We start from the raw sequence: 13,968 nt of genomic DNA on the forward strand, positions 1-13,968 counted from the left end.
CTCCGGCGACGGCCGCGAGCGCATCCTGGACGTCCTGCGTGCCGGCGGAATGCGGTTCCGCGCCGGCGGGCGATGGCGCACCGGCTCCCTGATCTGACGAGCCGATCCAACCGACCTCCGACGGGCCTTCGCCCGAGGTCGGCGCGCGCCCGCGCGTCTCCCACCGCTTCCACGGCACGAAAGGCACATCGCCATGTCCGTCGCACGCATGCTCACCGGTGACCGCCCGACCGGGCGGCTGCACCTCGGCCACTACGTCGGCAGCATCGCCAACCGGGTGCGCCTGCACCAGCGCTACGAGAGCTTCTTCATCATCGCCGACCTGCACATGCTGACCACCCGCAACACCCGCGAGGACATCGCCGCGGTGTCCCGCAACGCCCGGGAGATGGTCACCGACGTCCTCGCCGCCGGGGTCGACCCGGCGCGGGCCACTTTCTACCTCCAGTCGGCCATCCCCGAGGTCGGCGACCTGAACACCCTGTTGCAGAACCTGGTGACCGTGCCCCGGCTGGAACGGGTGCCGTCGCTCAAGGACATGGCCCGGGCCGCCGGCAAGGAGGAGATGCCGTACGGGCTGCTCGGCTATCCCGTCCTCCAGGCCGCCGACATCCTCTGCGTGAAGGGGCAGGTGGTGCCGGTCGGGAAGGACAACGCGGCACACGTCGAGGTGACCCGGGAGATCGCCCGCCGGTTCAACCACCTCTACGGGGAGGTCTTCCCCGTGCCGGAGACGATCGTCGCCGAGACGCCGTCGCTGGTCGGCACGGACGGGCAGCGGAAGATGAGCAAGAGCCTGGGCAACGCGATCTCACTCTCCGCCGACGCGGCCACCGTCCGCCGGGCGGTCATGGGGATGTACACCGACCCGAACCGGGTGCGCGCGGACGTGCCGGGCACGGTGGAGGGGAACCCGGTGTTCGCGTACCACGACGTGTTCAACGCCGACCGGGCGCAGGTGGCGGACCTGAAGGAGCGGTACCGGGCCGGGCGGGTCGGCGACGTCGAGGTCAAGGAGCAGCTCGCGGTGGCGCTGAACCGGTTTCTCGACCCGATCCGCGAGCGGCGGGCCCGGATCGAGGCCGAGCCCGGCCTGGTCGACCAGCTCATCGTCGACGGCACGGAGCGGACCAGGGCCGAGGTGCGGCGCACCCTGGTCGAGGTCCGCCGGGCGATGGGGCTGACGGGGGCGTACCAGCAGGTGCGGCGGCGGGCCGAGCGCGCCCGCCGGGCCGCGGGCACCCGGGCCTGACCCACTTGGTACGACGGGAGCGGCGGAGAGCGCGGGGCTCAGTCCTCCGGGTCGGGGTTGTCCCTGAGGATGCCGTTGAGGTAGAGCGACTCGCGGCAGGTGGTGGCGCGGGGGGCGTTGGCCGGGGTGCCGGGGCGGCGGCAGACCACGGTGAGGGTCACCCGGCCCCGGGCGGGAACGCGGATCGGGGTGACGGAGTGGTAGTCCTGGTTGCGGAAGTTCTCCAGGGCGTAGGTGACGACCCGCACCTGGTTCGCGGTGACCGTCAGCGTGCCCTCGTCGCCCTGCACGTTGTCGACCAGGAAGTCGGTGAGCAGGAACGTCTTGCCCGCCGGGACGGTGTAGCCGCGCTCCGCCGAGCCGTTGGGGCTGGTGCGGAAGGTGATGGCGACGGAGAACTGCTCCCCGCCGAGGCCACCGGCACCGGCGGGGCCACCCACCCCGCTGCCGTCGGTGCTGCCGTCGCCGGGGGTGCCGCCGCCCGGCGTGCCCGCGCCGGGCGGGGCCGTCGTCGGGGCCGGGTTCGGTGCGGCGCTGGGCACCGGCTCGCCCCGCGCGACCTGCCGGGCCTGCTCCGCCTCCACCGCCTCCCGGGCGGCGGTCTCCACCTGCGGGCGCAGCAGCCCGAACCAGAGGGCCAGCAACGCCAGGAGCAGGGCCAGCAGCGCCGCCAGCAGCTTCAGCAGGCCCGCCGAGATGACCGGCCGCTGGACGAAGACGGCGTCGAGGCCACGGGCCCGGCCGTCCGAGGCGCGCAGCTCGACGACGAACGGGTACTCCTTCGGTGCGCCCCACCACAGCAGCCGGCGGGCGCGTACCCGCAGCGGGGTCTCGGCGCGGGTGCCGTTGGGCACGGTGACCGGCTCGGCGGGCAGCGCGAACGTCACCTGGTCGGTGCCCTCGGCGGCGACGAGGCCGACCTGCTCGGTCAGGTTGCCGAGGTTGTCGGTGTCGATGCGGTAGCGGGCCCCGCGCAGCCCGCTGCGCGACGGCGGCTGCACCTGCGCGGCCAGCTCGGTGAACGGCTCGACGGTGAGGACGCCCTCCTCCACCACGGCGGAGTCGGGGTATTCGGCGGGGATCACCCGGACGCCGAAGGGCCGGTCGCCGGCGTCCACCCGGGCGGAGCGGGGCGGGCGGAAGGTGACGGTGACGGTGTCCGAGCCCGCCGGGTAGAGGTTGAGGGTGGGCGGCTGCACGGTCACCCACTCGTCCGGCACGCCGAGGACCTCGAACCGGTACGCCTCGACCGTGTCACCGGCGTTCCGCACGGTGACCGGGACCTCGACCTCGCCGCCGGGGGCGACGCTCACGGAGGTGCTGGCCAGATTCGCCGATGCGCGCATCTGCTGGAGCGTAGGAGCGCCACTGGGGCCTGTCAGGGGCTATCGGGGTACGACGACGGGCAGAGGTCGCTGCCCGCCGGGCGACGTTAAGTACACGCAAAGACAGCGCACCCATACTCGCCGTGCCGGCGGCGCGCGGACCGTCGGCACGGGGAGAGGAGGCGAGGATGCAGCGGATACCGGTCTACGTGCACGCGACCGATCCGATCTCGTGGACGGGGGTGACGGGCCAGCTCACCGGTCGTCCCGAGGTCAGGGTCCTGGCCCAGGCGGAGGCCGCCGACGCGGCGGTGACCCTGGTCGTCGTGGACAGCCTGACCCCGCCGGTGGCGCAGGTCCTGCGGCGGCTGCGCCGGGAGCAGAACCGGCTGGTGCTGGTGCCGGCCACCATCGACGACGCCCAGCTGTCGGCCGCCGTCGAGTGCGGGGTGGTGGGGGTGGTACGCCGTGGCGAGGCGTCCGCCGGCCGCCTGGTCGAGGTGATCCTGTCGGCGGCGCGGGGCGAGGGGAGCGTCCCCGCCGACCTGCTCGGCCGGCTGCTGAACCAGATGCGCCGGCTCCAGCGGGAGGTCCTCGACCCGCGCGGGTTGAGCCTGGGCGGGCTCAGCTCGCGGGAGGTGGACGTGCTGCGGCTGGTCGCCGACGGGTTCGAGACGCGGGAGATCGCGGCGAAGCTGTCGTACTCGGAGCGGACGGTGAAGAACGTGGTGCACGGCATGACGACCCGGCTGCACCTGCGCAACCGGGCGCACGCGGTGGCGTACGCGCTGCGGCACGACCTGATCTGACCGCGCCCGGGTCAGGGCCTCGTCGGGGTCCGGCCGGGCGGGGGACCGGTGCCGCCGGTGCGGCGGGCGTTGCCCGTACCGGCGGAGGTTCTGCCCCCGTCCCTGGCCGGCGGTCCCTGTGCCCGGCGGTGGCGGGCGGCCACGATGGCCCTCTGGGCCGTGCGCGACGTGGCCGCCCGCCGTCTCCCGTCGAGGTGTCGATTGCGTCCCACCCGAAGGTCCCCCCTCGTCGCCGCCGCGACGGCGGTCGCCGCCTTGCTGGGCGCGTGGGCGCTGGCCGTCCCGCCCGACCGGGCGTCGTATGCCGAGCCGGCCGACCTGCCGCCGGTCACCGACCTGCGGGTGGCCTACCTGGGCACCGGGCACCGCAGCATCGGCGTGGTCTCCGGCACCGGGGCGGAGGCGACCGCGCCGCCGCTGTTCGGTGGCGGTCCGGCGCACTTCGACGACGAGGTGTCCGCCACGGGCGACGTGGTCGTCTGGGTCAGCCGGCGCGCGTCGGAGCTGGCCCAGCTCTGGGTGCGCCGGGGCGCGGAGGAGCCGACCTGCCTGGTCGACGACCCGGCGCAGGTGGCCGGCTCGCCGGCGGTGTCGCCGGACGGCACCCGGGTCGCGTTCGAGCAGACCCGGGAGGGCGTGGGGAGCTGGCACGACATCTTCGTGGTCGGCGTCGACGGCACCGGGCTGCGGCAGGTCACCGACGGCACCAACGACAACCGCCGGCCCACCTGGTCACCGGACGGCACGACGCTGGCGTTCGAGCGGCGCGACGACGCGGGCGTGCCGCAGGTGCACCGGGCGTCGGTCGACGGCGGGCCGGTGACCGCGCTGACCGCCCGGCCGGAGGGGGCCGGGGAGCCGGCGTGGGACCCGGACCCGACGCACGACCGGATCGCGTACACGGCCGCGCCGCAGGACCCGGACGCCCGGCAGATCCACCTGATCAACACCGTCGGGGGCGACGACCGGCTGCTGCTCGCCCCGTCGTGGGACAGTCACCAGCCGAGCTGGTCGCCGGACGGGACGACCCTGGCGTTCCTGAGCCGCACCACCACCGACGGCACGCGGGGGGCGGCCGACCTCGTCTACACGGGGGTGCCGCGCCCCGACTGGTGCCCGTGCGAGGCGGTGCTCCGCCTCGCCGAGGACCGCCTCGTCGGCGACCCCGCCTGGTACGTCCCGCCGGGTGCGGGCACGCCGGTGCTGGTGGTCAGCCGGACGAGCGCGCCGGACCGGTACACGGTGACGTTGCAGGACGTCCGCCCCGACGCCACCGACCCCCGTGACCTCGGGCTGACCGTGCTGCGCGAGGACCCGGGGGCGGCGACGGACCCGGACCTGCTGTGGCGGCCCGTCGACGGCGACCCGTGGACGGCCCGCCCCGACTACTCGCCGGACGGCCGGCGGATCGTGGTGAACCGGTTCGAGACCGTGGGCGGCAACCGCGTGTCCCGCCTCTGGATCGTCGACGCCGACGGCGGCGATCCCCGGTTGCTTCCCCTCGCCGATCGCGGGGACACCGACATCGAGACCGACCCGGTGTGGTCGCCGGACGGCACCCGCGTCGCGTACGCGCTCGCCGGGCCGGGCGGGCCCAGCCGGGTGGTGGTGGCAAACGTGACCACCGGGGAGCACCTGCTCACCGTCGGGTCGGGCGGCGACCCGGACCGCTCCGACAGCCAGCCGGCCTGGTCGCCGGACGGGTCGAGGCTGGCCCTGGTGCGCGGGCAGCCGGACGGGGCGGCGGCCGACAGTCACGTCTGGACGGTCGACGCCCGCGACGGCAGCGGGCAGCGGGACCTGACCGACGCCGGCTGCCCCGGGTGTGTCGGGGCGGACTACGGCCCGAGCTTCTCCCCGGACGGCGGCCGGATCGCGTTCGGCCGGGGCCCCGACGGGCTGGTCGTCACCGGCGCCGACGGCGACGACTGCCAGGTGCTCGCGCCGCAGACCCCGGGGGTGGGCTGCGCCGGCCCGCTGGTCGCCCCGCCGGACGGGCCGCACCGGCCGCGCGACGTCGCCTGGTCGCCGGACGGGCACCGGCTCGCCTTCAACTCGCGCCGGTACACCGAGCCGGCCAGCCCCGAGTACGTCAAGACGTACGACTTCGGCACCGCCGTCTTCGACGGGCTGACCTGGGAGTTCCCCGGCCGGCACCGCAAGCCGACCTGGCAGCGGTCGGTGGACCTGGCCACGGCCGTCGAGCAGCCGCCGGCACCGGTGCGGGTCGGCGAACGCACCACGCTGACGCTGACGGTGACCGACCGGGGGCCGACCCCGGCGGCGAACGTCCGCCTCGACCTGCGGGTGCCCGCCGGGGTCCGGGTCACCGCGCTGACGCCGGAGGTGGGCTCCTGCCAGCTCGCCCCGCCGGGCTGTGACCTGGGGCCGGTCGGGCTGGGCAACACGGTGCGGGTCCGCGTGGAGCTGACCGGGGTGACCGCCGGGACGTACCCGCTGGAGTGGACGGTGGGGGGCTGGACGGCCGACGCCCGGCCCTCGGACAACACGGCGTCGGTGCCGGTGACGGTCGTCCCGGTCCCGCCGCCGACGACCACCCCGCCCCCGGCCACCCCGACGCCGACGGGCCCGCCGCCCACCGGCCCCCCGCCGGCGGGCCTCGACATCACGGTCACGGTCGATCCCGTCCCGGCGTACGTGGGTGGGACGGTCACGGTGACCTACACGGTCCGCAACACCGGCGGCCGGCCGGCGACCGGGGTCCGGATCACCCCCGCCCTGCCGGCCGGGGTGCCGGTGCGCACCCGGCCGGCGGGGTGCTCCGCGACCTCCTGCCCGGTCCCCGACCTCGCCCCGGGCGCCGGCCGGTCCCTGGAGTTCGTGCTGGCCCCGGACGAGGCGACGGCGACGACGGTGCGCGGCACGGTGGCCGCCGACGGCGGTCTCGACGACGCCGCCCAGGCGCCGCTGCGGGTGCTGCAACCCCGGATCGTCGCCGTGCCGGCCATCGGGCCGCCCGGCTTCGTCACCTCCGTGCGAGGCATCGACTTCCCGCCCGGCGTGCCGGTGCGACTGGCCTGGGACGTCGGCCTGACCTCGGCGGCGAACCCGGCCGTGCCGGCGGCCGACGGCACGTTCGCCGCGCAGCTGCTGGTGGTGCCGCGCGACCAGCTCGGGCCCCGCCGGATCCTGGCCACCGGCCCGGGTTTCGGCACCGTCCGCGCCGACTTCCGGGTGGTCCTGCCCGCCCAGCAGCCGCCCGGCCTGCTGTTCCGCGGCTGGTGAGGGGACGACGATGATCCACGAGGTGGACGAGGCGCTGCACGCGCTGCTGACCGACGAGATGCTCGCCGGCACCGACGTGCAGCTCGCCTTCGACGCGCCGACCCGGGAGTGGGAGGCCCGGCGCAACGCCCCGACGGTGAACCTGTTCCTCTACGACGTCCGCGAGGAGCTGACCCACCGCCGGGAGGGCCGGGTCGAGGAGTACGACTCCGCCGGCGCGGTCGTCGCGGAGCACCGCCCGCCCCGGTACTTCGCCCTGTCGTACCTGGTGACGGCGTGGACGGCGCAGCCGCAGGACGAGCACCGGCTGCTGTCGGTGCTGCTGGCCGGGCTGGTCGTGCACGACGTGCTGCCGCCGTCCCGGATGGTCGGCGGGCTGGCCGCGCTGGGCCTGACCGTGCCGATGAGCGTCGCGGTGCCGCCGTCGCGGGACCGGGGGCTGGCCGACATCTGGTCGGCCCTCGGGGGTTCGCTGAAGCCGTCGCTGGACCTGGTGGTGACCACGCCGATCGCGGCGTCCGCGACCTTCGCCGCCCAGCCCGTCACCGACGGGCTCCGGCTGCGCGCCGGGGACCGGACCGGCGGCGGGCCGGCGGTGGAGGTGGAGGCCCGGCGGCTGCGCCACCCGGATCCCGCCGACGGCGTCGCCCCCGTCGGGATACGCCGGGCGCGGGGCACCGCCGCCGAGCGGCAGCGCCGGCAGGGCACCGGCGGGCCGATCCGGGGCGACCGCCGGTGACCGCCACCGTCGACGCGGATGCCCGACGTGCCGCCGGGGGCTCCGTGAGCGGCACGGATGCCCGCCCCGGCCCCGGTGGCCCGGCGGGTGAGACGCCGACCGGCGGCCCCTCGGTCGCCGGCCCGGAGGCGGGACGCGCCGAGCCGCCCGGCACCGCGTACCTGCGGGCCCGGTTGTTCCTGGTGGAGCAGCGGGTCCGGCGGGCCGTGCTAACCGCGCGGGCGGCCGACCCGGCCCCGGACGACCCGCTGCGCGGGCTGCGGGTCTCCGACGACGACGCCTGGCGGCTCGTGGACGGTCCCGCCCCGCCCGCCCCCGACGAGATCGCCGCCGAGGCGGTGGCGGCCGCCGACCGGTGGGCCGGCCGCGCCCGGGCGGCGGGCGCGCGGGTGCCGCTGGCGGAGCTGGCGGCGGACTTCGCGCTGACCCCGCTGGACGTCGAGCTGCTGCTGATCGCGCTTCTGCCCGACCTGGACCGGCGCTACGAGAAGCTCTACGGCTACCTCAACGACGACGTGACCCGCCCCCGGGCCACGACCGGGCTGGCCCTGTCGCTCTGCGGCGTGGCCCCCGTCGCCGGGCCGGGGCGGGCGCGGCTCACCCCCGACGGGCCGCTGGTGGCCGGGGGCCTGCTCCTGGTCGAGGAGGCCGACCGGCCCTTCCTGACCCGCACCCTGCGGGTCCCCGACCGGGTCACCGGTCACCTGCTCGGCTCGGACGCCGTCGACGGGCGGGCCGACGGCCTGCTCCGCCGGCCGCCCGGGGTCGCGCCCGACGGGCCGGGCCCGGAGCCGGGGCGGGGTCGGTCGGCCGTCGGCGGGTTGGCGGCGGCGATCCGCGCCGGTGACCGGCTGGCCTACCTGCGGGAGGAGCCCGGCGGGACGGCCGAGGGGCTGGCCTGCGCCGCCCTCGCCGCCGCCGGCTGGTCGGTCCTGCTCCTCGACCTGGACGCGCTGGGCGGCGATCCGACACCGCCGGAGTCCCTCGCCGCCGTGGTCCGGGAGGCCCGGCTGCGCCGGGCGGGACTCGTCGCCGGCCCGGTCGACGCCCTGGACCCGGCGGCGGGCCCGGCCCACGCCCGGCTCCTGCGCCGGCTCACGGCGCTGCCCGTGCCGGTGCTGCTCACGGGCCGGTTGCGCTGGGATCCGGACTGGGCCGAGGAGTCCCCGCTGCTGGTGACCGCCGCCCCGGTCGGCGCGCCGCACCGGGCCCGGCTGTGGCGGGACACGCTGGCCGGGCGGCCGGTGGGGCTGGCCGCCGACGTCGACCCGGAGCGGGAGCTGGCCGCGTACGTGCTGACACCCGGCCAGGTGCGGCGGGCGGCGGTCGCGGCGGCGCAGCACGCGGCCCTCGACGGCGTCGACCGGGTCGCCGCGCGGCACGTGCGGGCGGGGGTGCGCTCGCAGAACGCGGCGGCGCTGGAGCGGCTGGCCCGGCGGGTGGAGCCCGCCGTCGGCTGGGACGACCTGGTCCTGCCCGCCCCGGTCCGGGAGCAGCTCGCCGAGCTGGCGCTGCGGGTGCGGCACCGCGAGCAGGTGCTGGGCGGGTGGCGGCTGCGCCCCGGCGGGGGCCGGGGGCGCGGGGTGACCGCCCTGTTCGCCGGGGACTCCGGCACGGGCAAGACGATGTCGGCCGAGGTGGTCGCCGCCGACCTGGGGCTCGACCTGTACGTGGTGGACCTGTCCACGGTGGTCGACAAGTACGTCGGCCAGACCGAGAAGAACCTGGAGCGGATCTTCACCGAGGCGGCCGGGGTCAACGGGGTGCTGCTGTTCGACGAGGCGGACGCGATCTTCGGCAAACGTTCCGAGGTCGGCGACGCGCACGACCGGTACGCCAACCTGGAGAGCGCGTACCTGTTGCAGCGGATGGAGTCGTTCGACGGGGTGGCCGTGCTGACCACGAACCTGCGGGCCAACCTGGACGAGGCGTTCCTGCGCCGGCTCGACGTGATCGTCGACTTCCCGGTGCCGGACGTGGCGCAGCGCCGGGCGCTGTGGGACCGGTGCCTCGGCACCGAGCTGCCCCGGGCCGCCGACGTCGACCTGGACCGGTGCGCCCTGGACTTCGAGCTGAGCGGGGGCGGCATCCGGGCCTGCGCGGTCAGCGCCGGCTACCTGGCCGCCGCGGCGGGCGGCCCGGTGACCATGGCGATGGTGACGGCCGCCGCCCGGCGCGAGTATCGCAAGCTGGGCCGGCTGGTCCTGCCGGCCGGGCCGGCGAACGGCGGGCGGGTCGCGCCGGGCGGCGGGGCGGGTGCCCGGCGCGCCTGACGGGAAACGGCCGGGCCGGCTCGCCGGCTCGTCGGCCCCGGCCGGCTCGTCGGCCCCGGCCGGTGTCGCCGGCTGGGCCGTCAGCCCTCGTCCATCGGGGACCCGGTGCGCGGGGGCGTGCCCGTCGCGGAGCCGCCCGACAGCGAGGCGCTGTCGGAGACCACGAAGTCGCGGTCGCTGCTGCGCTCCGACGAGTACGCCGCCCCGCCGTCCCGGAACGAGCCCTGCGAGTTGCGCTCGAAGTCGTGGCTGCGGTTACAGGTGGCGCACTCGATCTGGAGGTTGTCCAGGTCGTTGTACGCCGCCCGGGCCTCGGCCAGGTTCAGCACGCCCTTCGTGTGCAGGTAGGCCCGCCAGTCGACCTTGTGTCCGAGGTCGACGCCCGCGTAGCCGACGCCGTTCTTGCAGGACGCGCACTGCCACATCTGGATGATCTGGTCGGTCCACGGATCCGTGGTGGTGCGGCTGGGGCTGGCGTCCATCAGGGCCTGCCGGGTGCCGGGGATGCTGTCGGTGTCCTCGTACCAGCCGAGCTGGTTGCGGGTCAGGCCGTTGACGAAGTCGGCGACGGCGGCCTGGGTGGTCGCGTCCCTGACGCGCTCGTCGTAGGCCGGGCTCCGGTTGCCGGCCAGGCGGGCGTGGTCCTCGCCGGTGTACCACCGCTGGATCGGGCCGGCCGCATCGGCGGAGCGGGACACCGTGGCCGGCCCGCCGGCGGCGACCGCACCGGTGACCGCCGCGCCGCCCAGGTGGACGGCGTCGCCGGCCATCACCCGGGACGCCGTCGCCTCGGCCTCCCGCTCGAACCGGTCGTCGGGGTCGCTGACCCGCAGCCCGCTGCCGTCGTCGGTGCCCGCGACCGGGCCGAGGCGCTGCTGGACGACGTGGGTCAGCTCGTGCGCGAGGGTGTGCCGGTCGCCGCCGCCCTCGCCGAGCACCACGTGGCTGCCGGAGGTGTACGCCCGCGCGCCCAGCTCCGCCGCCGACGTGCGGGCCGCCGCGTCGTCGTGCACCCGCACGTCGGAGAAGTCCGCCCCGAGCCGCGCCTCCATGTCGGCGCGGATCGCCTCGTCGAGGGGGCGGCCGCCGCCGCGCAGCACCTCGGGCGCGGTGGAGCGTTGCACGGCGGGAAGGGTGGAGCGTTGCACGGCGGGCACGTCGTGGCCGCAGCCCGCGCCGTGCGTGTGCCGCTCCTGCTCGATCAGCCGAGTGGTCTCCCGGTTGCCCACCGTCCGTTGCAGGCTGAGCGCCTCCCCCGGGCCGGTGACGCCGGCCGGTGCGGCCCCGTCGACGCGCCGGGCGGCGGGCGGGGCGGGGCGCACCTGGTGCCGCCGCTCCCGCTCGGAATCATCGCGGGAGCCGGAGCGCTGGCCGGACCGTGGGGGACGCATGTCGGGGCCTCCTCGTGCCACGCGGGCATCGGATCCCGGGCGGGCATCGGCGTCTCACGGTAGCCCCGGCGGGACGACCGGTCGAGGTGCGCGCGGCCAGGCCCAGGGCCCGCTGCCTGCCCGGTGCCCGCCGGACGGCGCACGTCCGGCGGGCACCGGCGCCCCTGCCCCTGCGGGGCGGGAGTCTGCCCCCGCGCGGCCCGTAGGGACCTTCCCGCCGGCTCCCCGGCCGAGCAGGCTGGCCAGCGTCCGCCGACCTGGCAGAGGAGCTTGCATGCCGACGTACCTGTCCCCGGGCGTGTACGTGGAGGAGGTGCAGAGCGGTTCGCGTCCCATCGAGGGCGTCGGGACCGCGGTCACCGCCTTCCTGGGGTTCGCCGAGAAGGGGCCCTTCCACGCGCCGACCCTGGTCACCAACTGGAGCCAGTACGTCCAGCTCTTCGGCGGGATGGTCGAGGGCGCCTACCTGGCGCACGCGGTGTACGGGTACTTCGCCAACGGCGGGGGCGTCTGCTACGTCGTGCGGATCGGCGACCCGTCGACCGGCCGGACGACCGGCGGCCGGGGCGGGCAGAAGGCGCTGCCCGCCGGGGAGCCGTCGGCGCTCGGCACGTTCCGGGTCGCCGCCCTCCCGACCGGCGGCGGCGGCGGTGAGATCACCGTGGAGGTCGCCGACGTCGAGGGCGAGGGGGCCGGCGAGGACCGGTTCCGGCTCGTCGTGCACCGGGACGGCCAGGCGGTCGAGGAGTACGACGGCTCGTTCCGGCGCAACAGCAAGACCTCGGTGGTCAGCCAGGTCCGCGAGCGGTCCAACCTGATCACCATGGAGGAGGTCGGCCCGGCCAACGCGCTGGCCCGGCCCGCCAACCAGACCGTCGCCCTGGCCCCGGCCACCGCCCCCGGCGACGCCGTGCCGGCCGCCCTCACCGCCGGCGAGTTCGCCGGGGACGTCGACTCCCGCACCGGCCTGGCCGGGCTGGAGGCCATCGACGAGATCACCATGGTCGCCGCGCCGGACCTGATGGGTGCGTACCAGCAGGGGGTCGTCGACCTGGAGGCGGTCAAGGCCGCCCAGCTCGCCCTGATCTCGCACTGCGAGCAGATGGGCGACCGGATGGCCCTGCTCGACCCGCCGCCGGAGCTGACCGCCCAGCAGGTGCGCGCCTGGCGGCAGGACGAGGCCGGCTACGACTCCCGGTACGCGGCCCTCTACTACCCCTGGGTGAAGGTGTTCGACCCGAGCACCGGCCGGGCCGTGTTCCTGCCGCCGAGCGGGCACCTCGCCGGCCTCTGGTCGCGCAACGACACCGAGCGGGGCGTGCACAAGGCCCCCGCCAACGAGGTGGTGCGGGGCGTGGTCGACCTGCAGAACAACGTCACCAAGGGCGAGCAGGACCTGCTCAACCCGATCGGGGTCAACTGCATCCGGGCGTTCCCCGGGCGCGGCGTCCGGGTCTGGGGCGCGCGCACCCTCTCCTCCGACCCGGCGTGGCGCTACATCAACGTCCGGCGGCTGTTCAACTACGTCGAGGAGTCCATCCTCCTCGGCACGCAGTGGGTGGTGTTCGAGCCGAACGACCAGCGGCTGTGGGGCACGATCCGGCGCAACATCACCGCCTTCCTCACCGAGGAGTGGCGGCGGGGCGCCCTGTTCGGGGCGACGGCCGCCGAGGCCTTCTACGTCAAGTGCGACCAGGAGACCAACCCCCCGGAGGTGATCGACCGGGGCCAGGTGGTGTGCGAGATCGGCATCTGCCCGGTCAAGCCCGCCGAGTTCGTCGTCTTCCGGCTGGCGCAGTTCTCCGACAGCACCAGCCTGGTCAGCGACTGACCGGGCCAACCCTGACGAAAGGCGGCCACGATGGCCAGTGGTGACACCCTTATCGTGCACAGCTTCCAGGTGGAGCTGGGCGGCATCCAGGTGGAGCTGGTGCAGGAGGTCAGTGGCCTCACCGTCGAGCTGGACTCGATCGAGGTCAAGTCGGTGACCGCCACCGGCGAGCTGATCATCCGGAAGATCCCGGGGGCCCGGAAGGCCGGCGAGGTCACCATCACCCGGGGTCTCGACAAGAGCAGCGCCTTCACCGACTGGATCAAGGAGACGTTCCTGAAGGGCGCGGTGGAGGCGGCCCGGCAGAACATCAGCATCATCCTCAACAACGCCGACAAGTCCGAGACGCGGCGCTTCGACCTGTCCAACGCGTGGGTGAGCAAGTGGGAGGGGCCGGGGCTGAAGGCCGGCGACCCGACGGCGGCGACCGAGAAGGTCACCGTGGTCTACGAGGAGATCAGCGCGCAATGAGACGCCGTGGTGTCTCGGCCGGGGGCCTCGACACCCTCGTCGACCCGGCCGCCGGCCCGCAGGAGGCCGCCGCGCCGGTGGTCGCGCCGGCCGCGCCCGTCCGGCTCCAGACGGAGTTCACCTTCCAACTGCCCCGGGGGTACGTCGACGAGGACGGCACCGTGCACCGGGACGGCAGCATGCGGCTGGCGACCGCCCGCGACGAGCTGGCGCCCCTGGTGGACCTGCGGGTCAAGCAGAACCCGGCGTACCTGTCGATCGTGCTGCTCAGCCTGGTGATCACCCGGTTGGGCACGATCACCCAGGTGCGGGCGGAGGTCGTCGAACGCCTCTTCGCCTCCGACCTGGCGTTCCTCCAGGACCTGTACCGGCGGATCAACGCCGAGGGGCACACCCTCGCCGAGGTCACCTGCCCCGCGTGCGAGTCGGTCTTCGAGGTGGACCTGGCCGGTGGTCGCCCGGGGGAATCGTGACGTACGGGGCCGACCGGCTCCACGAGGAGGTCTCGTACGTCGCCTACCACTTCCACTGGCCGCATACCGAGATCCTCGACCTCACCCACGCCGAGCGGGCCCGGTACGTGGCGGAGATCGCCCGCATCAACACCCGGATGAACGAAGGTCAGTGACGC

The 13,968-nt window shown here is 75.8% G+C and carries 12 protein-coding genes (1 of these 12 running past the window's edge); 10 read left to right on the forward strand and 2 right to left on the reverse strand.

What is annotated here, in order from left to right:
• Together O7628_RS10655 and trpS are read left to right on the forward strand one after the other, a co-directional pair.
• Positions 1 to 97: the 3' portion of a hypothetical protein gene (locus O7628_RS10655; RefSeq protein WP_278129983.1), read on the forward strand. 86 nt of this gene lie to the left of the window's left edge; the window shows 97 of its 183 coding nt (coding positions 87–183); the start codon falls outside the window, past its left edge; it ends in the stop codon at positions 95 to 97.
• A 96-nt stretch (positions 98 to 193) separates the two neighbouring features.
• Entirely contained in the window at positions 194 to 1,252 is a 1,059-nt protein-coding gene (gene trpS, locus O7628_RS10660) for a tryptophan--tRNA ligase (protein WP_278129985.1), read from the forward strand.
• 38 nt (positions 1,253 to 1,290) lie between these two features.
• Here trpS and O7628_RS10665 read toward each other — a convergent pair whose 3' ends face one another.
• Positions 1,291 to 2,598: a hypothetical protein gene (locus O7628_RS10665; protein WP_278129986.1), complete on the reverse strand. Its 1,308-nt coding sequence runs from the start codon at positions 2,596 to 2,598 to the stop codon at positions 1,291 to 1,293.
• A 167-nt stretch (positions 2,599 to 2,765) separates the two neighbouring features.
• On the opposite strand from O7628_RS10665, the gene O7628_RS10670 reads away from it, so the two are divergent.
• The 4 genes from O7628_RS10670 to O7628_RS10685 all read left to right on the forward strand — a co-directional run bounded on the left by O7628_RS10670 (position 2,766) and on the right by O7628_RS10685 (position 9,644).
• On the forward strand, positions 2,766 to 3,386 hold the full coding sequence (locus O7628_RS10670) for a response regulator transcription factor (RefSeq protein ID WP_074474905.1): 621 nt from the start codon (positions 2,766 to 2,768) through the stop codon (positions 3,384 to 3,386).
• 201 nt (positions 3,387 to 3,587) lie between these two features.
• Positions 3,588 to 6,632, forward strand: a complete 3,045-nt coding sequence (locus O7628_RS10675; RefSeq protein ID WP_278129989.1) for a hypothetical protein — start codon at positions 3,588 to 3,590, stop codon at positions 6,630 to 6,632.
• A gap of 10 nt (positions 6,633 to 6,642) precedes the next feature.
• Positions 6,643 to 7,371: a DUF4255 domain-containing protein gene (locus tag O7628_RS10680; RefSeq protein WP_278129991.1), complete on the forward strand. Its 729-nt coding sequence runs from the start codon at positions 6,643 to 6,645 to the stop codon at positions 7,369 to 7,371.
• A 44-nt stretch (positions 7,372 to 7,415) separates the two neighbouring features.
• Entirely contained in the window at positions 7,416 to 9,644 is a 2,229-nt protein-coding gene (locus O7628_RS10685) for an ATP-binding protein (RefSeq protein ID WP_278129993.1), read from the forward strand.
• Positions 9,645 to 9,724: 80 nt separating this feature from the next.
• Here O7628_RS10685 and O7628_RS10690 read toward each other — a convergent pair whose 3' ends face one another.
• Entirely contained in the window at positions 9,725 to 11,035 is a 1,311-nt protein-coding gene (locus O7628_RS10690) for a DUF4157 domain-containing protein (protein ID WP_278129995.1), read from the reverse strand.
• A gap of 274 nt (positions 11,036 to 11,309) precedes the next feature.
• Between O7628_RS10690 and O7628_RS10695 the strand changes: the two genes are divergently transcribed.
• Genes O7628_RS10695 through O7628_RS10710 form a run of 4 tightly spaced genes read left to right on the forward strand, consistent with a single transcriptional unit; the run spans position 11,310 to position 13,965 of the window.
• Positions 11,310 to 12,866 carry a phage tail sheath subtilisin-like domain-containing protein gene (locus O7628_RS10695; protein ID WP_278129998.1) on the forward strand — a complete coding sequence of 519 codons (1,557 nt, stop codon included), beginning with the start codon at positions 11,310 to 11,312 and terminating at the stop codon, positions 12,864 to 12,866.
• Positions 12,867 to 12,896: 30 nt separating this feature from the next.
• A complete protein-coding gene (locus O7628_RS10700; protein ID WP_043960741.1) occupies positions 12,897 to 13,337 on the forward strand; it encodes a phage tail protein in 441 nt (146 codons plus the stop codon).
• Positions 13,334 to 13,810, forward strand: a complete 477-nt coding sequence (locus O7628_RS10705; RefSeq protein WP_074474899.1) for a hypothetical protein — start codon at positions 13,334 to 13,336, stop codon at positions 13,808 to 13,810. Before O7628_RS10700 ends, O7628_RS10705 begins: the two co-directional genes overlap by 4 nt.
• Complete coding sequence (locus O7628_RS10710; protein ID WP_278130001.1) at positions 13,807 to 13,965, forward strand: DUF6760 family protein; 159 nt, start codon at positions 13,807 to 13,809, stop codon at positions 13,963 to 13,965. The genes O7628_RS10705 and O7628_RS10710 overlap by 4 nt, the downstream gene beginning before the upstream one ends.
• The last annotated feature ends 3 nt before the right edge of the window (positions 13,966 to 13,968 follow it).

The organism is Micromonospora sp. WMMD956 (assembly GCF_029626125.1).
In the GTDB taxonomy this organism is placed as follows: domain Bacteria; phylum Actinomycetota; class Actinomycetes; order Mycobacteriales; family Micromonosporaceae; genus Micromonospora; species Micromonospora carbonacea.

What these genes read in the sequence shown, in the direction of transcription:
- O7628_RS10700 (WP_043960741.1), top strand. Translation starts at nt 12,897, where the DNA reads ATGGCCAGTGGTGACACCCTTATCGTGCACAGCTTCCAGGTGGAGCTG.
- O7628_RS10670 (WP_074474905.1), top strand. Translation starts at nt 2,766, where the DNA reads ATGCAGCGGATACCGGTCTACGTGCACGCGACCGATCCGATCTCGTGG.
- O7628_RS10665 (WP_278129986.1), bottom strand. Translation starts at nt 2,598, where the DNA reads ATGCGCGCATCGGCGAATCTGGCCAGCACCTCCGTGAGCGTCGCCCCC.
- O7628_RS10705 (WP_074474899.1), top strand. Translation starts at nt 13,334, where the DNA reads ATGAGACGCCGTGGTGTCTCGGCCGGGGGCCTCGACACCCTCGTCGAC.
- O7628_RS10680 (WP_278129991.1), top strand. Translation starts at nt 6,643, where the DNA reads ATGATCCACGAGGTGGACGAGGCGCTGCACGCGCTGCTGACCGACGAG.
- trpS (WP_278129985.1), top strand. Translation starts at nt 194, where the DNA reads ATGTCCGTCGCACGCATGCTCACCGGTGACCGCCCGACCGGGCGGCTG.
- O7628_RS10695 (WP_278129998.1), top strand. Translation starts at nt 11,310, where the DNA reads ATGCCGACGTACCTGTCCCCGGGCGTGTACGTGGAGGAGGTGCAGAGC.
- O7628_RS10690 (WP_278129995.1), bottom strand. Translation starts at nt 11,035, where the DNA reads ATGCGTCCCCCACGGTCCGGCCAGCGCTCCGGCTCCCGCGATGATTCC.